This is a genomic window from Pseudomonas sp. CDFA 610 (genome assembly GCF_021147865.1).
GTDB lineage: Bacteria > Pseudomonadota > Gammaproteobacteria > Pseudomonadales > Pseudomonadaceae > Aquipseudomonas > Aquipseudomonas alliivorans.
This window is the reverse complement of the sequence record NZ_JAGTPM010000006.1, coordinates 56,095-80,321: the sequence shown is the minus strand read 5'-3', so window position 1 is coordinate 80,321 and position 24,227 is coordinate 56,095. Positions and strand designations below refer to the sequence as shown.

Annotated in this window: 24 protein-coding genes; all 24 read right to left on the bottom strand. The window is 59.4% G+C overall.

What is annotated here, in order from left to right; all coding sequences use genetic code 11:
* Positions 1–49: 49 nt before the first annotated feature.
* Positions 50–2,314 carry a chemotaxis protein CheA gene (locus tag KDX39_RS12565; RefSeq protein ID WP_231660581.1) on the bottom strand — a complete coding sequence of 755 codons (2,265 nt, stop codon included), beginning with the start codon at positions 2,312–2,314 and terminating at the stop codon, positions 50–52.
* A 33-nt stretch (positions 2,315–2,347) separates the two neighbouring features.
* Positions 2,348–3,133 carry a protein phosphatase CheZ gene (locus KDX39_RS12560; RefSeq protein ID WP_099229030.1) on the bottom strand — a complete coding sequence of 262 codons (786 nt, stop codon included), beginning with the start codon at positions 3,131–3,133 and terminating at the stop codon, positions 2,348–2,350.
* Positions 3,134–3,152: 19 nt separating this feature from the next.
* Entirely contained in the window at positions 3,153–3,527 is a 375-nt protein-coding gene (locus KDX39_RS12555) for a chemotaxis response regulator CheY (RefSeq protein ID WP_161627625.1), read from the bottom strand.
* A gap of 255 nt (positions 3,528–3,782) precedes the next feature.
* Positions 3,783–4,523 (bottom strand): RNA polymerase sigma factor FliA, encoded by a 741-nt coding sequence (fliA, locus tag KDX39_RS12550; protein WP_002554271.1) that lies wholly within the window; start codon positions 4,521–4,523, stop codon positions 3,783–3,785.
* Positions 4,520–5,353 (bottom strand): flagellar synthesis regulator FleN, encoded by an 834-nt coding sequence (gene fleN, locus KDX39_RS12545; RefSeq protein ID WP_003412391.1) that lies wholly within the window; start codon positions 5,351–5,353, stop codon positions 4,520–4,522. The genes fliA and fleN overlap by 4 nt, the downstream gene beginning before the upstream one ends.
* A gap of 115 nt (positions 5,354–5,468) precedes the next feature.
* Positions 5,469–6,797, bottom strand: a complete 1,329-nt coding sequence (gene flhF / locus KDX39_RS12540) for a flagellar biosynthesis protein FlhF (RefSeq protein WP_231660580.1) — start codon at positions 6,795–6,797, stop codon at positions 5,469–5,471.
* 11 nt (positions 6,798–6,808) lie between these two features.
* Entirely contained in the window at positions 6,809–8,938 is a 2,130-nt protein-coding gene (flhA, locus tag KDX39_RS12535; RefSeq protein WP_099229032.1) for a flagellar biosynthesis protein FlhA, read from the bottom strand.
* A 191-nt stretch (positions 8,939–9,129) separates the two neighbouring features.
* Complete coding sequence (gene flhB, locus KDX39_RS12530) at positions 9,130–10,266, bottom strand: flagellar biosynthesis protein FlhB (RefSeq protein ID WP_231660579.1); 1,137 nt, start codon at positions 10,264–10,266, stop codon at positions 9,130–9,132.
* A 1-nt stretch (position 10,267) separates the two neighbouring features.
* Entirely contained in the window at positions 10,268–11,053 is a 786-nt protein-coding gene (gene fliR, locus KDX39_RS12525; RefSeq protein WP_231660578.1) for a flagellar biosynthetic protein FliR, read from the bottom strand.
* Positions 11,054–11,059: 6 nt separating this feature from the next.
* Complete coding sequence (gene fliQ, locus KDX39_RS12520) at positions 11,060–11,329, bottom strand: flagellar biosynthesis protein FliQ (protein WP_043306603.1); 270 nt, start codon at positions 11,327–11,329, stop codon at positions 11,060–11,062.
* A gap of 25 nt (positions 11,330–11,354) precedes the next feature.
* Complete coding sequence (gene fliP, locus KDX39_RS12515; protein ID WP_231660577.1) at positions 11,355–12,107, bottom strand: flagellar type III secretion system pore protein FliP; 753 nt, start codon at positions 12,105–12,107, stop codon at positions 11,355–11,357.
* On the bottom strand, positions 12,107–12,544 hold the full coding sequence (gene fliO, locus KDX39_RS12510) for a flagellar biosynthetic protein FliO (RefSeq protein WP_099229036.1): 438 nt from the start codon (positions 12,542–12,544) through the stop codon (positions 12,107–12,109). The genes fliP and fliO overlap by 1 nt, the downstream gene beginning before the upstream one ends.
* Complete coding sequence (gene fliN, locus KDX39_RS12505; RefSeq protein WP_231660576.1) at positions 12,545–13,006, bottom strand: flagellar motor switch protein FliN; 462 nt, start codon at positions 13,004–13,006, stop codon at positions 12,545–12,547. It abuts the gene before it with no gap.
* Positions 13,007–13,068: 62 nt separating this feature from the next.
* On the bottom strand, positions 13,069–14,037 hold the full coding sequence (gene fliM / locus KDX39_RS12500) for a flagellar motor switch protein FliM (protein WP_099229038.1): 969 nt from the start codon (positions 14,035–14,037) through the stop codon (positions 13,069–13,071).
* A 9-nt stretch (positions 14,038–14,046) separates the two neighbouring features.
* A complete protein-coding gene (fliL, locus tag KDX39_RS12495; RefSeq protein WP_231660575.1) occupies positions 14,047–14,547 on the bottom strand; it encodes a flagellar basal body-associated protein FliL in 501 nt (166 codons plus the stop codon).
* Positions 14,548–14,795: 248 nt separating this feature from the next.
* Positions 14,796–16,208 (bottom strand): flagellar hook-length control protein FliK, encoded by a 1,413-nt coding sequence (locus KDX39_RS12490; RefSeq protein ID WP_231660574.1) that lies wholly within the window; start codon positions 16,206–16,208, stop codon positions 14,796–14,798.
* A 102-nt stretch (positions 16,209–16,310) separates the two neighbouring features.
* Positions 16,311–16,667 carry an Hpt domain-containing protein gene (locus KDX39_RS12485; protein WP_231660573.1) on the bottom strand — a complete coding sequence of 119 codons (357 nt, stop codon included), beginning with the start codon at positions 16,665–16,667 and terminating at the stop codon, positions 16,311–16,313.
* A 43-nt stretch (positions 16,668–16,710) separates the two neighbouring features.
* A complete protein-coding gene (locus KDX39_RS12480; protein WP_231660572.1) occupies positions 16,711–18,408 on the bottom strand; it encodes a SpoIIE family protein phosphatase in 1,698 nt (565 codons plus the stop codon).
* A gap of 3 nt (positions 18,409–18,411) precedes the next feature.
* A complete protein-coding gene (locus KDX39_RS12475) occupies positions 18,412–18,714 on the bottom strand; it encodes an STAS domain-containing protein (protein ID WP_099229043.1) in 303 nt (100 codons plus the stop codon).
* Between the two features lie 80 nt (positions 18,715–18,794).
* Entirely contained in the window at positions 18,795–19,244 is a 450-nt protein-coding gene (gene fliJ, locus KDX39_RS12470) for a flagellar export protein FliJ (protein WP_231660571.1), read from the bottom strand.
* A gap of 6 nt (positions 19,245–19,250) precedes the next feature.
* The gene (fliI, locus tag KDX39_RS12465; RefSeq protein ID WP_004880755.1) at positions 19,251–20,609 is read right to left on the bottom strand and encodes a flagellar protein export ATPase FliI; all 1,359 of its coding nucleotides are present in this window, start codon (positions 20,607–20,609) and stop codon (positions 19,251–19,253) included.
* Entirely contained in the window at positions 20,599–21,417 is an 819-nt protein-coding gene (fliH, locus tag KDX39_RS12460) for a flagellar assembly protein FliH (RefSeq protein ID WP_231660570.1), read from the bottom strand. The genes fliI and fliH overlap by 11 nt, the downstream gene beginning before the upstream one ends.
* A 15-nt stretch (positions 21,418–21,432) precedes the next feature.
* Positions 21,433–22,449, bottom strand: a complete 1,017-nt coding sequence (fliG, locus tag KDX39_RS12455; protein ID WP_004880752.1) for a flagellar motor switch protein FliG — start codon at positions 22,447–22,449, stop codon at positions 21,433–21,435.
* Positions 22,442–24,223: a flagellar basal-body MS-ring/collar protein FliF gene (gene fliF, locus KDX39_RS12450; protein ID WP_231660569.1), complete on the bottom strand. Its 1,782-nt coding sequence runs from the start codon at positions 24,221–24,223 to the stop codon at positions 22,442–22,444. Before fliF ends, fliG begins: the two co-directional genes overlap by 8 nt.
* Between the last annotated feature and the right edge of the window lie 4 nt (positions 24,224–24,227).

The window sequence follows — 24,227 nt, the reverse complement described above, 5'->3', positions numbered from 1 at the left end:
ACACTCCAATAGGCGCCGCAGGCAGCCGAAGCTGCCCGCAACCCCAGAATCAAATACGCCGTGCGGCGTAACGCTTGAGCATGCTCGGTACATCGAGAATCAAGGCAATGCGACCGTCACCGGTGATAGTGGCGCCCGACATACCCGGCGTACCTTGCAGCATCTTGCCCAGCGGTTTGATCACCACTTCTTCCTGCCCGACCAGTTGATCGACGACAAAGCCGATGCGCTGGGTGCCGACAGACAGAATCACCACGTGCCCTTCACGCTGCTCTTCGTGCGCGGCCGAACTGACCAGCCAGCGCTTGAGGTAGAACAAAGGCAAGGCCTTGTCACGCACGATCACCACTTCCTGACCATCTACGACGTTGGTGGTCGACAGGTCCAGGTGGAAGATCTCGTTGACGTTGACCAGCGGGAAGGCAAAAGCCTGATTGCCCAGCATGACCATCAGGGTCGGCATGATCGCCAGCGTCAGCGGAACCTTGATGACGATTTTCGAGCCCTGTCCCTTGGTCGAGTAGATGTTGATCGAGCCGTTGAGCTGGGAAATCTTGGTTTTGACCACGTCCATGCCCACGCCACGACCGGAGACATCGGAAATCTCGGTCTTGGTCGAGAAGCCCGGCGCAAAGATCAGGTTGTAGCAGTCGGTATCGCTGAGACGGTCCGCAGCATCCTTGTCCATGACACCGCGCTTGACGGCGATGGAGCGCAGCACGTTCGGGTCCATGCCCTTGCCGTCATCCGAGATGGACAACAGGATATGGTCGCCTTCCTGCTCTGCCGCCAGAATCACCTTGCCGCCGCGGGACTTGCCGGTGGCTTCGCGTTCTTCAGGGGTTTCGATACCGTGGTCGACCGCGTTGCGCACCAAGTGGACCAGCGGGTCGGCCAGTGCCTCGACAAGGTTTTTGTCCAGGTCGGTCTCTTCGCCCACCAATTCCAGATTGATCTCTTTCTTGAGCTGGCGAGCCAGGTCACGAACCAGACGCGGGAAGCGGCCGAAGACTTTCTTGATCGGCTGCATGCGGGTTTTCATCACTGCGGTCTGCAGGTCGGCGGTCACCACGTCCAGGTTCGAAACGGCCTTGGACATGGCTTCGTCGCCACTGTTAAGACCCAGGCGAACCAGGCGGTTACGCACCAGCACCAGTTCGCCGACCATGTTCATGATCTCGTCCAGGCGCGCAGTATCGACGCGCACCGTGGTTTCGGCCTCGGTCGCGACCGGCTTTTCGCCCGTCGGGGCGGGAGCACGAGCGGGTGCAGGGGCAGCAGCCTTGGCTGGCGCAGGTTCGGCCTTTGCAGCAGGGGCAGGCGCAGCAGCAGGCTTGGCAGCGGGGGCCGGGGCAGGCTTGGCAGCAGGTGCAGGCGCCTTGGCGACGACCGCGTCAGGCTCGAACTTGCCCTTGCCGTGCAGCTCGTCCAGCAGGCTTTCGAATTCGTGATCGGTGATTTCGTCGGAGGCCGCAGCCTGTGCCGTCGCTGGAGCCTTGGCCGCAACGGCCTCGACAGCCACCGGCGCAACGACAGCAGCGTCGAACGACCCTTTGCCATGCAGTTGATCCAGCAATGCTTCGAACTCGTCGTCAGTGATCTCGTCACTGGCCGGTGCGCTGCCGCCAGCCTTGGCCGCAGGGGCCGGTGCTGGAGCGGCATCGGCGGCAAACTTGCCCTTGCCGTGCAACTGATCGAGCAGGGATTCGAATTCCTGATCGGTGATCTCGTCGCTCGACGAGGCCTGAGCGGCCGGGGCCGCAGCAGGTGCTGCAATCGGCCCGGAGCCGTGCAGCGAATCGAGCAACTGTTCGAATTCATGGTCCGTGATGTCGTCGCCGCCAGCCGCCTCGGCAACCGGAGCAGCCGATTCGGCGACTTCAGCCACAGGTTCAGGCTCGGCAACTGCGACTTCGTCATTGGACTGTGGTTCAGCCAGACGGGACAACGCCGCCAGCAGCTCCGGCGTCGCAGGCGTCAGGTCAGTACGTTCGCGCACCTGGCCGAACATGCTGTTGACGGTGTCCAATGCTTCCAGGACCACGTCCATGAGCTCGGAATCAACGCGACGCTCACCCTTGCGAAGGATGTCGAACACGTTTTCGGCGATATGGCAGCACTCCACCAGCTCATGAAGCTGGAGGAAGCCGGCGCCCCCTTTTACAGTGTGAAAACCGCGAAAAATTGCATTGAGCAGATCAGCATCATCCGGTCGGCTTTCCAGCTCGACCAATTGCTCTGACAACTGCTCCAGAATTTCGCCGGCCTCTACCAGAAAATCCTGAAGGATTTCTTCATCGGCGCCGAAGCTCATGGGGGTGCTCCCTAAAATTAACCGTCAACAGACCTAGAAGCCGAGGCTCGATAGCAGATCGTCTACATCATCCTGTCCGGATACGACGTCTTCACGTTTATCGGCATGAATCTGCGGACCTTCACCCTTGGCGAGATGTTTTTTAGGATCTTTTTCCGCAAGGATGGATTCTTCGTCATGTTCGATACCCGCAAAGCGATCGACATGGCTGGCCATGAGCACCAGTTTGAGCAAATTGCCTTCCACTTCAGTGACTAACTGCGTGACACGCTTGATCACCTGACCGGTAAGGTCCTGGTAATCCTGGGCGAGCAGAATGTCATTGAGGTGAGCGGAAACCTCGTGAGTCTCCTTTTCGGTACGCGTCAGAAAACCATCGACCCGCTTGGCGAGATCGCGAAATTCCTCGGCACCGATTTCGCGGCGCATGAAACGTCCCCAGTCTTCGCTCAACGCCTTGGCGTCGGAACTCAGACCGTTCATGACCGGCGTGCTTTCCTCGACCAGGTCCATGGTGCGGTTGGCCGCATTTTCGGTCAGTCGCACGACGTAACCCAGACGCTCGGTGGCATCCGTGATCTGCGATACCTCTTCGGCCTGAGGCATGTGCGGATCGATCTGGAAGTTGACGATTGCACTGTGCAGCTCACGAGTCAGCTTGCCCACTTCCTGATAGAGGCCGCGGTCGCGTGTCTGGTTGAGCTCATGGATCAGTTGCACAGCTTCGCCGAAACGGCCTTTTTCAAGGCTGGTAACCAGTTCCTGCGCGTGTCTTTTCAGGGTCGACTCAAAGTCGGCCATCGAATCATTGTTATCCATAGCGCCCTCGCGGCATGCATCAGCTATTGACGCGTTCAAAGATCTTTTCGATCTTCTCTTTCAGCGCTTGAGCCGTGAATGGCTTGACCACGTAACCGTTAACACCGGCCTGTGCAGCTTCAATGATCTGCTCACGCTTGGCTTCGGCAGTGACCATCAGCACCGGCAGGCTCTTGAGGCGCTCGTCTTGACGGACCTGGCGCAACAGATCGATACCGGACATGCCAGGCATGTTCCAGTCCGTCACCAGAAAGTCAAAGGCACCGCTCTGCAACATCGGCAGCGCGGTCAGACCGTCATCCGCTTCCGATGTGTTGGTGAACCCCAGATCACGCAACAGGTTCTTGATGATCCGCCTCATCGTTGAGAAGTCATCAACGATGAGGATTTTCATGTTCTTGTCCAATTCGACCTCCAAGCAGTCTTTAACGCGTTCAGCACCTGAACACGCTGTTCACTCAATACTGGCACAGCACACCCCCGGCTGTACGAAACGACGACGGGCTTGGCAAAACGACAGGTACAGACCTGAACGAACAGCCCATCGAGGCACCGCCCGACAGGCTCCTGCCTTGTCTATCCTGTTACCACGTAACGCTCTGCACAGCCGGCTTGAAGTCACTGTGCGGACCAGGCCGCACCTTGACTGTCAACGCGCTCGCCACTCCCCCAAACGCCCTCGCAAACGAGCTGCGCACTGGCTGTGTAACTGACTGACCCGCGATTCGCTGACACCCAGGACCTCTCCGATTTCCTTGAGGTTCAGCTCTTCGTCGTAGTACAGCGCCAAGACCAGACGCTCACGCTCCGGCAGATTGGCAATCGCATCGGCCAGGGCTGCCTGGAAGCGCTCGTCTTCCAGGTCCCGTGACGGTTCAAGCGAACCGCTGGCACCGTCCTCGTGCAGCCCTTCGTGATCGCCGTCCTGAAGCAGGTCGTCGAAACTGAAGAGGCGGCTGCCCAAGGTATCATTCAAAATCCCGTAATAATCATCGAGACTCAACTGGAGTTCGGCAGCAACCTCGTGATCTTTAGCGTCACGTCCGGTTTTCGCTTCAATTGCGCGAATTGCGTCGCTTACCATGCGCGTATTGCGGTGGACCGAGCGAGGCGCCCAGTCCCCCTTGCGCACTTCGTCGAGCATGGCGCCACGAATACGGATACCCGCATAGGTCTCGAAACTCGCACCTTTGGTGGAGTCGTATTTGGTAGAGACTTCCAGCAGGCCGATCATGCCGGCCTGGATCAGGTCCTCGACCTGCACGCTGGCTGGCAAGCGGGCCAGCAAGTGATAGGCGATGCGCTTGACCAAGGGCGCATAACGCTCGATCAGCTCATACTGCGAATTCCGGGAAGCCTTGCTGTACATCTGGTAGCCGCTCGCTGTCATTGGACAGGCCCCGCACTGGTCTGGTGAACGAGTCGTTCAACGAAAAATTCAAGGTGACCCCTTGGATTGGCCGGCAACGGCCAGGTATCGACCTTTTGAGCAATGGCCTTGAATGCCAGCGCGCATTTGGAACGCGGGAAGGCTTCGTAGACGGCACGCTGTTTCTGTACGGCCTTGCGCACGCATTCGTCGTAAGGCACAGCCCCGACATACTGCAGCGCCACATCCAGAAAGCGGTCCGTGACCTTGGTCAGCTTGGCGAACAGATTGCGGCCTTCCTGCGGGCTCTGGGCCATGTTGGCCAGCACCCGGAAGCGATTCATGCCGTAGTCGCGGTTGAGCAACTTGATCAGTGCGTAGGCATCCGTGATGGACGTCGGCTCGTCGCAGACTACCAGCAAGACTTCCTGCGCGGCGCGTACGAAGCTGACCACCGATTCACCGATGCCTGCCGCCGTGTCGATCACCAGTACATCGAGGTTGTCGCCAATTTCACTGAACGCCTGGATCAGACCTGCGTGCTGGGCAGGCGACAGATGAACCATGCTCTGAGTGCCGGAAGCGGCAGGCACGATGCGAACGCCGCCCGGCCCCTGAAGAAGCACGTCGCGCAATTCGCAACGGCCTTCTATGACATCGGCGAGCGTGCGTTTGGGTGTCAGCCCAAGCAGAACATCGACATTGGCCAGACCCAGATCGGCGTCAAGAAGCATGACGCGTCGACCGAGTTCAGCCAGGGCCAGTGAAAGGTTCACTGACACGTTAGTCTTACCGACGCCACCTTTGCCGCCGGTCACCGCAATAACCTGTACGGGATGCATGCTGCCCATGTTATTTCTTTACCTTGTCTTGCGTAGACCGAAGCCACATTGGGGGCTGCACGTTCGCGAACGAACAATGCCTGGCAGACCATCGATGCAGGGACATTCCAATAGTCTCCATCACTTAACCTACCCTTTTGCCAGGTGAGTGATAGAGGTCGGCAAACATATCAGCCATCGCTTCTTCGCTAGGCTCATCCTGCATTTGCACGCTGACCGCACGGCTCACCAGTTGGTGACGACGCGGAATGTGCAAATCGTCAGGAATCCGTGGTCCGTCCGTGAGGTAGGCCACCGGCAATTCGTGACTGATCGCCAGGCTAAGAACTTCACCCAGGCTGGCGGTTTCATCCAGCTTGGTCAGAATGCATCCGGCCAGGCCACAACGCTTGTAACTGTGATAAGCCGCTGTCAGTACCTGCTTCTGGCTGGTTGTGGCCAGTACCAGGTAGTTACGCGATTTGATGCCGCGACCTGCCAGGCTTTCCAGTTGCATGCGCAACGCAGGATCACTGGCTTGCAGTCCGGCAGTGTCGATAAGGACCACACGCTTGCGCAGCAGAGGCTCGAGAGCCTGTGCCAGCGACTGACCGGGATCGACGTGAGTCACCGGCACGTTGAGAATACGGCCCAGTGTCTTGAGCTGCTCCTGGGCACCGATGCGGAAGCTGTCCATGCTGACCAGCGCGATGTTCTGCGCGCCGTACTTCAGCACGTAACGGGCGGCCAGCTTGGCCAGCGTGGTGGTCTTGCCCATGCCGGCAGGACCGACCATGGCAATAACACCGCCCTCTTCCAGCGGTTCGACATCAGGCACGGCAATCATGCGCGCCAGATGGGCCAACAGCATGCGCCAGGCCTGACGGGGCTCGTCAATGTCCGGAATCATCGACAGCAGGTCACGCGACAACGGACCGGACAGGCCGACGCGTTGCAGGCGACGCCACAGGTTGGCCTGTTGCGGACGGCTGCCCTGCAACTGGGTCCAGGCCAGGGAGCCGAGCTGGACTTCCAGCAGCTCGCGCAGGCCGTTCAATTCGGAGCGCATCGACTCGAAGGCACGCTGACCGCCCGCGGGCTCGGCGGCCGGGGCCGGCGCGTAGGCAAACGGACGTGGCGGCTCTTCGAGTGTCGGCTCGATGTGGGTGTCGGTCGCGCTGATCGGCTTGCCGGAAAACAACTGAAGATTGACCGAGGCATCGCTGTCGCTGCGGTTGTTCAGTTCAGCCTGCGCAGAGACGATGCGCGACTGGGTCTTGCGCAACTCGTCTTCGAGTTCCATGTTCGGAACGCGGGGTGCCAGCGCAGAGAGTTTGTAATCCAGCGCGGCGGTCAGTTCGACGCCCCCGGCGATGCGGCGGTTGCCAATGATGGCCGCCTCAGCGCCCAGCTCATCGCGAACCAGCTTCATGGCTTGACGCATATCGGCGGCGAAAAATCGCTTAACTTGCATGACTCACTACCTCAGCCGTTGGGCCCGACAGTCGCTACGATGGTTACTTGCTTGTTGTCAGGAATTTCCTGATACGCCAGAACATGCATGCTCGGTACAGCCAATCGTCCAAATCGTGACAGCATCGCCCGAATCGGACCCGCTACCAGAAGGATTACCGGCAACCCTTGCATCTCCTGACGCTGGGCCGCTTCGATCAATGAACGCTGGAGCTTTTCAGCCATGCTCGGCTCAAGCAGAACGCCTTCTTCCTGACCCTGACCAGCCTTCTGCAAACTATTGAGCAATATCTGTTCCAACCTTGGTTCCAGCGTGATGACAGGCAGCTCCGGCTCAACGCCTACAATGCTTTGCACGATTGCGCGACTCAGACCGACGCGGACCGCCGCCACCAAAGCGGCGGTATCTTGACTCTTCCCGGCGTTGTTGGCGATGGCCTCTGCAATGCTGCGGATGTCGCGTACCGGTACGTGTTCGGCCAGCAGCGCCTGCAGCACATTGAGCAACGACGACAGCGACAGCACACCTGGAACCAGCTCTTCAGCCAGCTTCGGCGAGCTTTTGGCCAGCAATTGCATCAATTGCTGGACCTCTTCATGACCAATCAGCTCATGCGAGTGCTTGTACAGGATCTGGTTAAGGTGAGTCGCCACTACCGTGCTGGCGTCCACCACCGTGTAACCGAGAGACTGAGCCTGACTGCGCTGGCTGATTTCGATCCACACTGCCTCCAGGCCGAATGCCGGATCTCTGGCGGTGATGCCGTTCAGCGTGCCGAATACCTGACCAGGGTTGATCGCCAGTTCGCGATCGGGGTAGATCTCGGCCTCGGCCAGAATCACGCCCATCAGCGTCAGACGATAGGCGCTGGGCGCCAGATCGAGGTTGTCGCGGATGTGGACGGTCGGCATCAGAAAGCCAAGCTCCTGGGAGAGCTTCTTGCGCACGCCCTTGATACGCGCCAGCAACTGACCACCCTGATTGCGGTCCACCAGCGGAATCAGGCGATAACCCACTTCCAGACCGATGATGTCGATCGGCGTCACGTCATCCCAGCCCAGCTCCTTGGAATCCTGAACGCGGGTCGGTGACGGCAACAGATCCTGCTGACGCTGAACTTCGGCCAGCGCCTCGAACTTCACCTGATTCTCTTTCTTCCACAGCAGGTAGGCACCACCAGCCGCTACCAGACCAAGGCCGATAAAAGCAAAGTGCGGCATGCCCGGCACCAGGCCCATGACGATCATGATGCCGGCCGATACACCCAGCGCCTTGTAGGAAGAGAACATCTGGCGATTGATCAGCTTGCCCATCTCTTCCGAACCGGAAGCACGGGTCACCATGATCGCGGCAGCGGTGGACAGCAGCAGTGATGGCAATTGCGCCACCAAACCGTCACCGATGGTCAGCAAGGTGTAAACGCGGCCTGCATCGCCGAACGTCATGTTGTGCTGCAGGATACCCACCAGCATGCCGCCGATGAGGTTGATGAACAGAATCAGCAGGCCGGCAATCGCATCGCCGCGCACGAACTTGCTGGCACCGTCCATGGAACCGTAGAACTCGGCCTCCCCGGCGACTTCTGCACGACGGCGTTTTGCTTCAGGCTGATCGATGAGGCCGGCGTTGAGGTCGGCGTCGATTGCCATTTGTTTGCCTGGCATCGCATCAAGGGTAAAACGAGCGCTTACTTCGGAGATACGCCCTGCGCCCTTGGTGATCACCACGAAGTTGATGATCATCAGAATCGCGAACACCACGATACCGACCACGTAGTTACCGCCGATCACGACCTCACCGAAGGCCTGGATCACCTTGCCTGCGGCAGCGTGTCCATCCTGGCCATGCAGCATGACCACCCGTGTCGAGGCAACGTTCAGTGCCAGACGCAGCAGCGTGGCGACAAGGAGAATGGTCGGGAAAACCGAGAAATCCAGAGGCCGCAACGCGTACACGCAGACCAGCAGCACGACGATGGACAGTGCGATGTTGAACGTGAAGAGCACGTCCAGCAGAAACGGCGGAATAGGCAACATCATCATTGCCAACATGATCAGCAGCAACAGCGGCACGCCCAACTGACCACGGCCGAGGCCTGCAATGTTGCTGCGTGCGCTACTGAGTATCTGAGAGCGTTCCACCGATTCTTTACCTGCGCACTGGATCAAAACTTTGACGCCGACAGCGTCCTTGAACAGACCTGTTGCAAAAAGCTGTCCAACTTTTCAAAAGCCAGTGAATACGGGTGTGAAACGGCAGAAAAGCAGCATTGAGAGGCAAAGGAACGGGAGGCGGATTGCTGGCGAAAGGATCGACGAGGCGTATCAGACAATCAGGAGTCGCGCTGCAGGTCCGGCGGGATCGGTACGTCGCCCAGCGGATCCGGACGCTTGCCCTGACCTGCATGGTACTGACGGATCTGATAGACGTAAGCCAGCACCTGAGCCACGGCCAGGTACAGTCCTGCAGGAATTTCCTGTTCCAGCTCGGTGCTGTAGTAGATGGAGCGCGCCAGACCGGGAGATTCCAGAATCAGGATCTGATTATGGGCGGCGATCTCGCGAATTTTCAGCGCGATCAGATCAGTGCCTTTGGCCAGCAACATCGGCGCCCCGCCCTTCTCGGGATCGTACTTGAGCGCTACGGCGAAGTGAGTCGGGTTGGTGATGATCACGTCGGCCTCGGGGATCGAGGCCATCATCCGGCGTTGCGACATCTCGCGCTGCAGTTGACGGATACGCTGCTTGACCTCCGGACTGCCCTCGCTGTTCTTGTGCTCGTCGCGCACCTCCTGCTTGGTCATCAGCAGCTTCTTGTGCGCTTCCCACAATACAAACGGAACGTCGGCAGCAGCGATGAACATCAGGCCGCAGGCCATCCAGAAACTGCTCCAACCCACCACCTGGAGACTGTGGATGATGGCTTGCTCCAGAGGCTCGTGCGCGATAGCCACCAGATCGTTGCGCTCCTTGCCGAGCACCACCAGCGCCACTGCGAGAATGATCAGGAATTTGGCGAGCGACTTGAGCAGTTCCACCAGCGCGTGAGGAGAAAACATACGCTTGAGACCCGCCGCCGGGTTCATGCGGCTGAACTTGGGGGCCAGCGACTTGGTTGCAAACAGCCAGCCGCCGAGCATGATCGGACCGACCAGCGCAGCCAGGAGCATGGCAATCAGAAACGGCAGCACCACCACCATCGCATGCATGCCGGAGGTGAGCAGTGCCTTGCCCATGTAATCCTGGTCCATCAGGGTTTCACGGGTGATGGTGAAGTTGTCGCGCATCAACTCGAACATCATCTGCGCGATGCCGCCACCAAACATCAACGCCCCGCCCGACCCCATCAGCATCACCACCAGCGTGGTCAGCTCTTTGGAGCGTGCAATCTGACCGTCAGCCCGAGAGTCACGGACCTTTTTCTCCGTGGGTTCTTCTGTCTTGTCCTGGCCATTCTCGTTTTCAGCCATTTCAACGAGCCCTCACCATGTCGCGCAGTGCCTGCAGAGCCTGACTGGCAAGGGGCTGATATTGATTGAGAATATCGCCCATGGTCATCCACAGAATGACCATGCCCAGCACCAGCGTCAGCGGAAAACCGATGGAAAAGATATTGAGCTGCGGCGCCGCACGCGTCATTACGCCAAATGCGATGTTGATGACCAGCAGCGCGGTGATCGCCGGCAGCACCAGCCTGAGCCCCGAACTCATGACCCAGCCAAGCCCGGTCGCAAGCTCCCAGAAGTTATTGACCAGCAGACCGCTGCCAACCGGCATGGTGGTGAAGCTTTCAACAAGAATTTCCAACACCACCAGATGACCGTTCATGGCCAGAAACAGCAGCGTCACCAGCATGGTGAAAAACTGCCCGATGGTGGCCGATGAGACGCCGTTGGTAGGGTCGACCATCGAGGCGAAGCCCATACCCATCTGAGTCGAGATGATCTGCCCTGCCACCACGAAGATATGGAAAAACAACTGCAGAGAGAGCCCCATCCCTGCGCCGATGATGATTTGCTCGCCAATCAACAACAGCGCACTCAGATCCAGAGCCTGCACCGTAGGCATCGCAGGCAATACGGGCGCGACAACCACCGTCATGGCCACGGCAAAATACAGGCGCACGCGTCGTGGAACCAGCGTCGTGCCAATGATCGGCATGGTCATCAACACCGCGACGATACGAAACAGCGGCAGCATGAAGCTGGCGACCCAGGTGCTGATCTGGGCGTCGGTCAGCGCGAGCATCGGCTGCATGCAGCGTCAGCCGATCACGGTCGGAATGCTGGTATACAACGACAGCATGTATTCCATGAAGACTTTCAACAGCCAGGGACCGATCACGATCAGCGTGATCAGCATGACGATCAGACGCGGCAGAAAGCTGAGCGTCTGTTCGTTGATCTGGGTCGCAGCCTGAAACATCGCCACCAGCAGACCACAGATCAGACTCGGCACCACCAGGATCGCAACCAGCATGGTGGTCAGCCATAACGCTTCACGAAACAGATCGACGGCTACTTCCGGCGTCATCGGGCAGACTCCTCAGCGAAACGACTCATACACCACCAAAACTGCCAGCCAGTGTACCGACGATCAGCGCCCAGCCGTCCACCAACACGAACAGCATGATCTTGAACGGCAGGGAAATGATCAGCGGCGAAAGCATCATCATACCCATCGCCATCAGCACACTGGCCACGACCAGATCGATGATCAGAAACGGAATGAAGATCATGAAGCCAATCTGAAACGCAGTCTTCAGCTCGGAAATAACGAAAGCCGGTACCAGAATGTTCAGCGGTGCGGCGTCCGGCGTGGGAATGTCGGTACGCTTGGACAGACGCATGAACAGTTCAAGATCGCTGGTACGCGTCTGCGCCAGCATGAAATCCTTGATCGGCACCTGCGCCTTGGCGACTGCATCCTGCGCCGTGAGCTGCTCGGCCAGATAAGGCTGCAAAGCGTCCTGATTCACCCGGTCGAACACTGGCGCCATGATGAACATGGTCAGAAACAGCGCCATGCCGGTCAGGATCTGGTTCGACGGCGTCTGCTGCAGCCCCAGAGCCTGTCGCAGAATCGAGAAGACGATGATGATCCGCGTGAAGCTGGTCATCAGCATCACGAACGCCGGGATAAAGCTCAGCGCGGTCATGATCAGCAGGATCTGCAGACTGACCGAATACTCCTGCTGGCCGTCCGCCCCGTTGGACAGGGTGATTGCCGGAATCGACAGCGGATCGGCCGCCCACGCGACCGGTGCAATCATTACCAGCAACAGCAGTATCAGGAAACGCAAGGCGCCCATTACTTCTTGTCCTTATCCTTGCCCATCAAGTCCAGCAGACGCTGAGCGAACTCGGGCGTCGCCTGCTCCCTGACCGGGACCTGCACAGGCTCCTTGAGCACATGCAGGGTGGTGATGTTGCCTGGTGTGATGCCCAGCAGAACCTGTTCATTGCCCACCTGAACCAGCACCAGACGATCACGCGGCCCGATGGCTCGTGTGCTCACCAGTTCGATAATCTGACTGTTATTGGGCCCGACCCGCTGAACCCGTCGCATGACCCAGGCCAGCGCGAAAATCAGGCCGACCACCAGCAAAAGCCCCAGCAACAGCTGCATCACCTGACCACCCATGCCGCTGGACACGGTATTGGCCACGGCGGGCGCTGCCTGCGCAGCGGGCTCGGCGGCCAACGCCAGCGACGGCAGCATCAGCAGAACACTCAACAAGCGCTTCACTTAACGCAGCTTCTTGATGCGTTCACTCGGGCTGATCACGTCAGTCAGGCGTATGCCGAACTTTTCGTTGACCACCACCACTTCCCCGTGGGCAATCAGCGTACCGTTGACCAACACGTCCAGCGGTTCGCCTGCCAGACGGTCGAGTTCGATGACTGATCCCTGGTTGAGCTGCAACAGGTTGCGAATGTTGATGTCGGTGCTGCCCACTTCCATGGAAATCGACACCGGAATATCCAGAATCACATCCAGGTTCGGACCGTCCAGAGAAACCGGTCCGTTGCTTTTCGGCACGCTGCCGAACTCTTCCATGGTCATGCGATTGGTCGCATTGCCCGCATCCGCAGCCAGCAGCGCGTCGATATCGTCCTGACCACCTTCGCCCGCCTCGCCCAGTGCAGCAGCCCATTCATCGGCCAGCGCCTGATCTTCAGCAGACGTCATATCGTTTTCATCAGCCATCGGTAGTCCTCTGCAAGCAGTGATTCAATTACGCAACAATGTTCCGACGTCGACCTGGCAGGTCAACGTCGCGCTATGGGTTCAATTACCTGCAGGGCCATCTTGCCCTTGTGCGAGCCGAGCTTGACCTTGAACGAAGGCACACCGTTGGCCCGCAGGACCATCGACTCGGCCAGTTCGATCGGGATCACATCACCGGGACGCATATGCAGGATGTCGCGCAACGGCAATTGACGCTGCGCAATGGTGGTACTGAGCGGCACATTGACGTCCAGCACGTCTTCCTTGAGCGCGTTGACCCAGCGCTCGTCCTGATCGTCCAGGTCCGACTGGAAACCGGCGTCGAGCATTTCCCGGATCGGCTCGATCATGGAGTACGGCATGGTTACGTGCAGATCGCCGCCACCGCCATCGAGTTCGATGTGGAAGGTGGAAATGACCACCGCCTCGCTAGGCCCGACGATATTGGCCATGGCCGGATTCACTTCCGAGTTGATGTACTCGAAGTTCACTTCCATGATCGCCTGCCAGGCTTCTTTCAGGTCGATGAACGCCTGATCCAGCACCATTCGCACCACACGCAGCTCGGTCGGCGTGAACTCACGCCCTTCGATCTTGGCATGACGGCCGTCGCCACCGAAAAAGTTGTCCACCAGCTTGAAGACCAGCTTGGCATCGAGAATGAACAGTGCCGTGCCGCGCAGCGGCTTGATCTTGGCCAGGTTCAGACTGGTCGGCACGTACAGCGAATGCACGTACTCGCCGAACTTCATCACCTGGACACCGCCCACCGCTACGTCCGCCGAGCGGCGCAACAGGTTGAACATGCTGATGCGGGTGTAACGGGCAAATCGCTCGTTGATCATTTCCAGGGTCGGCATACGCCCCCGGACGATCCGGTCCTGACTGGTCAGGTCATAACTTTTGACGCTTCCAGGCTCGCCGGGGCTTTCGGTCTGGACCATACCATCGTCAACGCCATGCAGCAGCGCGTCGATTTCATCCTGGGACAGCAGGTCTTGCACAGCCATGTCGAGGTCCTACTGCAATACGAAATTAGTGAACAGCAGCTGTTCGATCACAGTCTTGCCAAGTTCTTTCTGCGCCACTTCCTGAATGCTGGCGGTTGCCTTCTGACGCAGCATTTCCTGGCCGATCGGCGAGGCCAGCGACTCGAAAGGGATGGCCGCGAACAGCATGACCAGGTTGTTGCGAATCACCGGCATGTGCACTTTCAAGGCTTCCATGTCCGCAGCATTGCGACCCAGCATGGTGATGCTGACCTGCATGTAGCGCTGACGGCCATTGGCATTGAAGTTAACGACGAAAGCAGGTGTCAGCGGTTCGAAAACCGCCACTGGCTTGGCGTTGGCCGCGGCCGCAGCAACTGCCGGATCAGGCGCGCTTTCGCTCTTGTGCATGATGAACCAGGTTGCACCCACTGACAGACCGACAGCGAGCAGCAAGGCCACAACCGCTACGATGATGAGCTTGAGTTTGCCTTTGGAAGCGGGGTCTTTAACTTCTTCGCTCTTCGCCATGCCAATAATCCGTCACTATTCAAGGGGTCTTCAATACGTGACAGGGGCAGAGCAAGTGTTATGCCAGAGTTGGCAGAAGGGAGGCGGATCGGACTCAAACGAGTTTTCAGCCATGGCAGCACGCGCGCTCAAGGGCGCTCAAACGGCTGAAGACATAGAGTTTGCGAAAGGCCGACTACGCCCTTCGCTCAGAAGCAGACTTCAGCGCACCTTCAGAAGCTGGGGGTCAAGCCGCAGCTCCCACCGAATCAAGCGTAGTAATCGATCTCGCTGGTACCGATCACGCGCGCTGCCGGCTGACTTACAGGAACGGCGGCATCTGCAATGGAAACGTCGTCAGCACTGTCACCCAAGCCCGTTCCACCACCACGTCCGCCGCGTTGAGCCCGGCTGGCCTGCTCCTGAGCCTGTTGCTGGGCCTGCTGTTGCGACTGGTCCGAAACATTCACGTCCACCTGACCCAGCCCTTGCTGGCTGAACGAGTCACGCAGACGCGACATCTGGCTTTCAAGCGCTTCACGCACGCCCAGATGGGCACTCATGAACGTCACCTGAGTCTGTTGATCCGGCGCCATATTGACGCGAATATCAAGGCGCCCGAGTTCCGCCGGCTCCAGCTTGATTTCGGCCGACTTCAGGTTCTGGCTCGACAGGTACATGACCCGGTCCACCACACCCTCGGTCCAGCCACTCTGGTGCATGGCCAGCGGCTGACTCATCAACGGCGTTGCCGCCGGCGTCGCTGCAGCCCTGGCAGGCTGTGCAGCCTGACTCAGAGCCGCCAGACGATCGGCAAAGTTATCAACCCGCGTGTCACCTGCGGCGCTTTTCACATCCTTCAGGCCTTCACCGATGAGACCGCTGAACGACTTGTCACTGCTTTCGGTACTGCTGTCATCAGAGGGCAACTGCTCGCTGACCAGCGACAGGTTATTGGCGATATTCTGTGACGGGTCCGCTTCGGCATTGGATGGCGTCGCCTTGCTGGCGGCGTGAGCATTCTGGGCCGCCATCTGCGTTCTGGCGCTGGCGTTTTCCAACGCCAACTGCACTGCCTCAAGACCGTCGAGCGGATCTGCCTCAGGATCAAAGGCAGCGTCAACCACTGCTGGTGGCGCCGCTTTCGCTCCGGCAGCCAGCTCAACCACAGGCGAAGCCTTGGTATCGGCAACCGCAGGCTTGGCAATCGCAGGTGCAACAGGCGTCTGTGCGGTCATGGCCTGCAATGCGGGATTCAGCGCCGGATCAGCAACCGGCAACGTCTCGCCGTCGGCCAGCGTATCGGTCAGTACCTGATCGTCCGCGGCCTGGTCGGCTGCTGCCTGATCTTCATCGGCAGTAGCGGTGGTTGCGTTGGCAGGCAAACCGTTGCCGCTATCGGCAACGGATGAGGTATTTGTGGCAGCACCTTGATCGGCGGAGGGCTTGTCCTTGCCGCTTGCGACCTTGTCCGAGCCGGAAGCGGCCTTGTCCCTTGCCGATTTCACAGGCACATCATCGCGCGCAGAAGCCGTATCCTTTGCCTGTTTGGCATAGACATTGGAGAAGCTGGAGGCCTCATCCTTGCCGGCGTCGGCAGGCTTGACCGCATTGTTGGCCGCGCTGGACCTGGAGGTCGCAGCGGCATTGGCCTGAAGAAGCGCATTGGTGGCGAGGGGCATTTCGGTCTCCGCATAAACAGCTGGTTACCGAATTACTAGCAAGATGCAGGCCAACCCTCAAAGAGCAGTCTGGACGTCATCTGCCGGACAGGGTCCAAGCGCTTAATTGACGAAGAACTGGCGCTCTGCATCGAACAGCCGGCGGATAGTCGCGTACTCGCTGTCGATACTGCCGATCAGCTCTTCCAGACCCTCACGTCGTTGTTGACGGGCGCGCTCCTCAAGCTCGCGACATAGCTCGGAAAGCCGTAGCGCTCCCATGTTACTGCTGCTGCCTTTGAAACTGTGGGCGTTCAGGCTCAGCGTTTCCAGGTCAGGCCCATGGAGCTCAAGCGCCAGACGCATCTGGGAAAGGCGCTGCTCGGAGTCCTTGAAGAAAACATCCAGCAACGTGGGATACTCATCTTCCATGACTTCCTGCAGGGTACTCAAAACGTTGTAATCCAGATGAACAGACACTTGCTCACTCCTTGATCAAGACTCCAGGGCGCGATTATGCCACTCACGTCCAGGAAAATTCCACGCAGGCGATCCTGCCATCCGTGGACCATCGGGCCTGCCGACTCAGTTCACATACCAACCTGATGCCGCGCCCATACAAACCGTCAATGACAGGTGTATGGTCGATCACCTGCTGCGCATCGAAACCGTTGCCGCTGTCTTCGACACTCAAGGTAAGACGGCCACCCTGCCCTACAGGTTCAATTCTCAGGGTCATGCAGATAAATCCGTCACGAAGATTCTCGAGACGCTCGGCACGCAGCTCATAGTAGCGGGCAAAACCGGCAGCATCATGCTTGAGCGCCGAATCGAGCCCCAGTACACCGTGCTCGAGGGCGTTGCTGTACAACTCACCCATTACCGCATGCAGCGCACCGCCCTGGCTGCGCAGGCCGTGAACCTCCAGAAGCAACTGCAGAACGTAAGGCACAGGATTGAACCGCTTGAGGGTGGAGCCGCGAAATTCGAAACTGGCCGACCAGTCCAGAGGGCTTGAGGCGCCGCTGTCGGAGTACGTGGGCAGCGGCAATGGATCCAGCGGCTCGTCGATCACTGTGATTTCCAGCAGGCTGACGTCATCACGCGCCTTGCCGCCGAAGTCGTTCAGCGCCTGAAGGATTTCCTGGATCAGAAACGCGGGCCGGTCATTGGCGGCCAATACATCTCGCAGTCGCTGCACACCGAAAAGCTGATCATGGCTGTCGCTGGTATCGAGCACCCCGTCAGACAGCAGGAAGATCCGGTCACCCAGCGCCAGCGGATAGACGTCGGTCCTGACCTCAAACGCATCCACGCTCAGTACGCCAAGCGGCAGATGCCGGGAAACCAGTATGACCGGCTCAGCCCCGTCGGCGCGCAACAGATAGCCGTCCGGCAGTCCGCCGTTCCAGACCTCGACCTGCCGCTGCGAGAGATTGACGCACAGCAGCGTGGCACAGCAAAACATGTCCACCGGCAGGATGCGCTTCAGCTTGGCGTTCATTTCGCGCAGGATCTCGACCAGACCAAAGCCTTTCGCTGTCATACCGTAAAACACGTCGGCCAGCGGCATTGCCCCTACGGCAGCCGGCAAACCGTGCCCGGTAAAATCCCCCAGCAGCACGTGCATATGCCCGGCCGGGGTGTAGGCCGCCAGCATCAGGTCCCCGTTGAACAGCGCATAAGGCGATTGCAGGTAACGAATATTCGCCGCACCCAGACAGCCGGAATGCGCGACCTGATCGAAGACGGCCTTGGCGACGCGCTGCTCGTTGAGCAGGTATTCATGGTGAGTGCTGATCAAGTCCCGTTGCTGCAGAACGGTCTCCTGCAAAAGCCGCAGGCGATTCATGGCATTGATCTTGGCCGCCAGCACTTGAGTGTTGTAGGGCTTGGAGACGAAGTCATCGCCGCCCGCATCCAGACACCGTGCCAGCGCCTCGCCTTCGGTGAGTGACGTCAGAAAGATGATCGGCACCAACGATTCGCCAGCCATGAGCTTGATTCGCCGCGCCGCCTCGAAGCCGTCCATCAGCGGCATCATTGCGTCCATCAACACCAGATGCGGACGCTCGGTACTGAAGATCGCCACAGCCTCAAGGCCGTTGGCCGCGCTCACCACCCGATGCCCAAGGCGAGCGATGATGGTTGCGAGCAACAGTCGGTCACTGGCGCTGTCGTCGGCGATCAGAATGCACAGGCCTTTCGAGAGCGCCTGCACCGATCAGCTCAACTGAAACAGCTTCGAGAAATTGGAGATCGCGAGGATCTTGGACACATCGGCCGAGCAGTTGATCAGTCGCACCTGCGCCCTGTCACCACCGGCGTGATCGCGCAGCAGCAACAACATTCCCAGCGCGGAGCTGTCCAGATAATGGGTGTCGCGCAGGTCCACGACATAACTCAAATCCCCCGACTGCCCTTCGTAGGCACCCCGAAAGGCCTGATGCGTAGCAAAGTCGAAACGCCCCGCAATATAAAGCGTCAACTGGCGCCGGTCCGGGGAAAGCTCGGAAGTGACTGTCATAGGAATTCCTGAAATATTTCAAAACCTGGACACTGTGAGCGTAGACCAGACTTTGTGATCGCCTCGTCAAAAAATCAGTGTCAGAACTGTTCGTGACGGGGCAGACGCTGGGACAGTTCGTCAAGCAGCTTCTGTTCACGCTTGTCTTCAAGCTTGCGCGCCTCGTCCATGTAGCGCTGGACCAGTTTGCGCAACCCCTCGACACGCGCATAAGCGTCCTGCCAGGAACCGCGCGCCTTGTCGAGATTGACCTTGTGCCACTCAAGGCTTTTGTACTGCTGCGCCACGGCGACATCCAGCTGACTCAGAAAGCGCTGATAACCCAGCAACCATTGGCCGGACACACCGGAGCTACCGCGCTGCAGCCACTGCTGCTGATAGTCATGGCGAAACTGGTCCAGTTCCTGAAGCTTGCTGTTGGCCAGATTGACCTGCCCCTGAAAGTGCCCGAGACGCTGCGCCGCCGAACGCTCGGCCGCCTCCGCCATCTCGACCACAGGCGCCAGACGCGCCGCTCGACTCTGGGCCATGGCTTATCAGCCGCCCGGTGCCGGACCGAATACCGAAGCCAACGCTTCGCCACTGGCCTGCATGCTTTCATTGTCGCGCAACCCCTGACGCTGATAGCGCACCAGCACCGGATGCAGCGCAATGGCCATGTCGGTTTCCCGGTCACCACCGGCGACATAGGCACCCACACTGATCAGGTCGCGGGTCTGCTGATAGCGTGACCACAGCTGCTTGAAATGCTGGGCCCGGGCCATGTGCTCAGGCGTCACCACCGAGGGCATGACCCGACTGATCGAGGCTTCGATGTCGATGGCCGGGTAATGCCCTTCTTCGGCCAGTCGGCGCGAGAGCACGATGTGCCCGTCGAGAACACCTCGCGCAGAGTCGGCAATCGGATCCTGCTGATCATCGCCTTCGGACAGCACTGTGTAGAACGCAGTGATCGAACCACCCCCGGCTTCGGCGTTACCGGCACGCTCGACCAGCTTGGGCAAACGGGCAAACACCGACGGCGGATAACCCTTGGTCGCAGGCGGCTCACCAATGGCCAGGGCGATTTCCCGCTGAGCCTGAGCAAAACGGGTCAGGGAATCCATCAGCAACAGGACGTTCTTGCCCTGATCACGAAAATACTCGGCGATACGCGTGCAATACATGGCAGCGCGCAGACGCATCAAAGGTGCATCATCGGCAGGCGAAGCTACCACCACCGAGCGTTTCAGGCCTTCCTCGCCAAGAATATGCTCGATGAACTCCTTCACCTCACGGCCCCGCTCACCGATCAGCCCTACGACGATAATGTCGGCTTCGGTGAAGCGCGTCATCATGCCGAGCAGCACACTCTTGCCCACGCCTGTACCGGCAAACAGCCCGAGACGCTGGCCGCGCCCGACCGTCAACAGACCGTTGATGCAGCGGATGCCAACATCCAGCGGCTGGCTGATGGGGTCACGCTTGAGCGGATTGATGGCCGGACCGTCCATTGGCACCCAGTCTTCGGCCTTGATCGGAGGACGTCCGTCCAGTGGTCGGCCTGCACCATCCAGTACCCGCCCCAGCATGGTCATCCCCATCGGCAGACGACCGGCATCGGCCAACGGCACCACACGGGCACCGGGCGCGATACCCGCAACGCTGCCGACCGGCATCAGAAACACCTTGCCACCGGAAAACCCCATCACCTCAGCCTCGACCTCGACCGGGTGATGACTGTCGTCGTTGATCACCACGCAGCGACTGCCCATGGCCGCACGCAAACCTTCGGCTTCCAGCGTCAGCCCGACCATACGCAGCAGGCGGCCTTCAACCACCGGCTGCGCAGGCAGGCTGATGGAGCCTGCATAGGCTCCCAGGCGTTTGCCAAAGCTGGTGCGATCAAGGCGCATCGAGCGTATCCATGTCTGGCGCGACGGTTTTCGATGGCTGCACGGACGCAGCGTCCAGCTCGACGCTGACATCGGCCGGCGCAGGGTGCGTGACTTGTTCGTGCAGTTGATCATGCATTTTCGAGATGGCCAGAGCGATCCGCGTTTCGATGCTGGCATCGATGCGGCTGTGCTCGGTTTCAATCCGGCAACCGCCCGGCAGCAACGTGTCGTCTTCGAGAATTTTCCACGTCTCCTCATGACGCTCACGCATGGCTTTGACCAGCGCGAAGTCCTGAGGATTGATGAAGATACGCAGATTATTGGCACCCATCGGCAACAGCTTCAACGCGTCACGCAGCACGTTGGCGATCTGCGCGGAATCGGTTGCCAGCTCACGCTGAATTACCTGCCGGGCAATGTGCTCGACCAGATGAATGACGGCTTTTTCGATCTGCGTATCCTGCTCGGCAATCGGATTGAGCAGGCTGGCCATCAGCGTTTCGAGGCTGGCAATCTTGCCAGCCAGCGCCACTTCCGCTTCCTGCCGGACCTTGAGCTGAGTGCTGTGAAAGCCCTCTTTTTCGCCGGTGGCAAAACCCTCGTTCCAGGCTTCCTGGCGAATGCTTTCCAGCTCTTCCAGGGTCAGCGGCTGGACTTCTTCCAGCGGCACTTCTTCCATCTCGGCCGGCTCATCGAGCACTTCAGGCTCGGGTTCCGGCTCGGGTTCTACATGCGGGTCGAAACTGGGCAATGCCCAGAGATCGAGACCGCTGACGTCCTTGGCACGAATGAGGTCGCTGGCCGATTCTTTATTGGAACTGGACATGAGTCGGCTGAATCCTTAGATCATTTCCTCGCCACCCTTGCCACCGAGCACGATCTCGCCGGCTTCGGCCATACGACGCGCAATGGTGAGGATTTCTTTCTGGGCAGTTTCCACATCGCTGACGCGCACCGGCCCCTTGGCTTCCAGGTCGTCGCGCAACAGTTCTGCAGCTCGCTTGGACATGTTCTTGAAGATTTTTTCCTTGATCGCCTCGTCCGACCCCTTGAGCGCCAGCACCAGCACGTCCGAAGACACTTCGCGCAACAGCGCCTGGATACCACGGTCGTCCACGTCGGAGAGGTTGTTGAAGACAAACATGAGGTCTTCGATCTGCACGGAAAGGTCTTCGTCGACCTCGCGGATCGAATCCATGAGCGCGCCTTCGATGGAGCTGTCGAGGAAGTTCATGATGTCGGCCGCACGCTTGATACCACCCAGGGTAGTACGCGACGTGTTGGCGTTGCCGGAGAACTGCTTCTCGAGAATCTGGTTGAGCTCTTTCAGTGCCGCCGGTTGCACGGTGTTCAGGGACGAGACGCGCAGAATGATGTCCAGACGCACCTTGTGGTCGAAATGCCCGAGCACTTCACCAGCCTGGTCGGCATCCAGATACGCCACCACAATGGCCTGAATCTGCGGGTGTTCGAAACGGATCACGTCGGCAACGGCGCGCGGCTCCATCCACTTGAGGCTGTCCAGACCGCTGGTGTTGCCACCAAGCAGGATGCGGTCGATCAGGCCATTGGCCTTGTCTTCGCCCAGGGCCTGGGTGAGCATCTTGCGAATGTAGCCATCGGAACCGACGCCCAGACTGGTCTGGTCACCGACGATGTCGACGAACTCGCTCATCACTTCTTCGACCTGCTCACGATGCACGTTGCGCATCTGAGCCATGGCCACGCCCACTTTCTGCACTTCCTTGGGCCCCATGTGACGCAATACCTGCGCCGCATCGGTTTCCCCCAGAGAAAGCAGCAGCACGGCGGCCTTCTCGACTTTGCTCAGTTTGGCTACGAGGGCTCGATCATTCATCAGTGTTAATCCACTCTTTCACGACCTGGGCCACACGACCCGGATCTTCAGCCACCAAACTCTTGATTGCGTTGAGCTGTGCGTCATAACCCTCGGTCGGGCTAGGCAGCAGGATGCTCTGCGGACCGCCCAGGCTGACGCGGTCGTTGGACAGCTCGCCATCCAGGCCGCCCATGCCACCCAGCTCGGCATCGCCACCGAAACCGGCCAGCTCGCGGCTCTTGCCGGTGGTGATGTTGTTCAACACCGGGCGCAGCACACCGAAGACCAGAATCAGGATGAAGATAACGCCCACCGCCTGCTTGACGATGTCCCAGAACCAGGGCTGCGAGTAGAACGAAGCTTCGGGCAATACTTCGGCGCGCTCGCTGGAGAACGGTACGTTGATCACGCTGACGCTGTCGCCACGGCTGGCATCAAAACCGACGGCATCCTGGACCAGACGCGTGAAGCGGGCCAGATCTGCGGCGCTCCAGGGCGCACGGGTCACTTCACCGTTGGCAGCATTGGTCTTGACCATGTCATCGACCACCACGGCAACCGACAGGCGCGTCAGACGACCCTGCTGTTGCTTGGTGTGACTGATGGAACGGTCCAGCTCGAAGTTCTTGGTGGACTGCACGCGCTTGTCGGCCGGGTATGGCGCCAGCGCAGGCTGACCGGTGGCCGGGTCCATGATCTGCTGACCGTTGGCATCGAGCAGCGGCTGACCCGGAGCGATAGCGGCTGCAGCAGCACCCGCACCGCCGGCAGTCTGAGGCGCGGTCGCAGGACCTGGAGGCTGATTGCTCAGCGCACCGGGAACACCTTGCGAACCTGAACTGGTGGAGCGCTGTTCGTTGACCGACTGCTCGCTGCGCAAGGCAGGCTGATCGGGGTTGAAGCTTTCGGCGGTGGATTCGACAGCGCTGAAATCAACCACCGCCGAGACTTCGGCCTTGTAGCGGTCAGAACCCAGAATCGGTTGCAGAATGTTCTGAACGCGCTGAGTCAGCATCCCTTCCATGCGGCGACTGTAATCGAACTGCTTGCCTGCCATGGTCAATTCGGAGTTTTCGGCCTGATCGGACAGCAGGGTGCCTTTCTGGTCGACAACAGTGATCTGCGATTTGGTCAGCTCCGGAACGCTGGTGGCCACCAGATTGATGATCGCCATGACCTGGCTCGGCTCAAGCGAGCGGCCGGCATACAACTCAACCAGTACCGAGGCGCTTGGCTTGCGGTCGTCACGGACAAAAACCGAACTCTTCGGAATAGCCAGGTGCACGCGGGCACCCTTGACATTATTCAACGCAGAAATGGTGCGCGCCAGTTCGCCTTCCAGACCACGGCGATAGCGCGTGGCTTCCATGAACTGGCTGGTGCCCAGCCCCTGATCCTTGTCCAGAATCTCGAAACCGATGTTGGCATCGTTCTGCACCACACCTGCCTGAGCCAGTTGGATGCGTGCACGCTGCACGTCATCAGCCTTGACCAGCAGAGCGCCGGAGTTTGGCTCGACGGTGTAATTGATGTTCGCCGCAGTCAGGGTATCCATGATCTGCTTGCTGTCCATACCGGCGAGGCTGCCGTAGAGCGGACGATAGTCAGGCTGCTGCGACCACAGCACCACGGCAAAGCCAATGGCCACGCTCGCGGCCAGACCGACCATAAGGCCGATCTGACGCAGCATGGTCATTTCGGAAAGGTTTTCCAGAAAAGAGAGCCCGAACAACGGTTTCTTGTCGGAGGCGCCCGCTCTTGCTGGAACAGGATCGGCTGTTGCTTCGGCCATGACT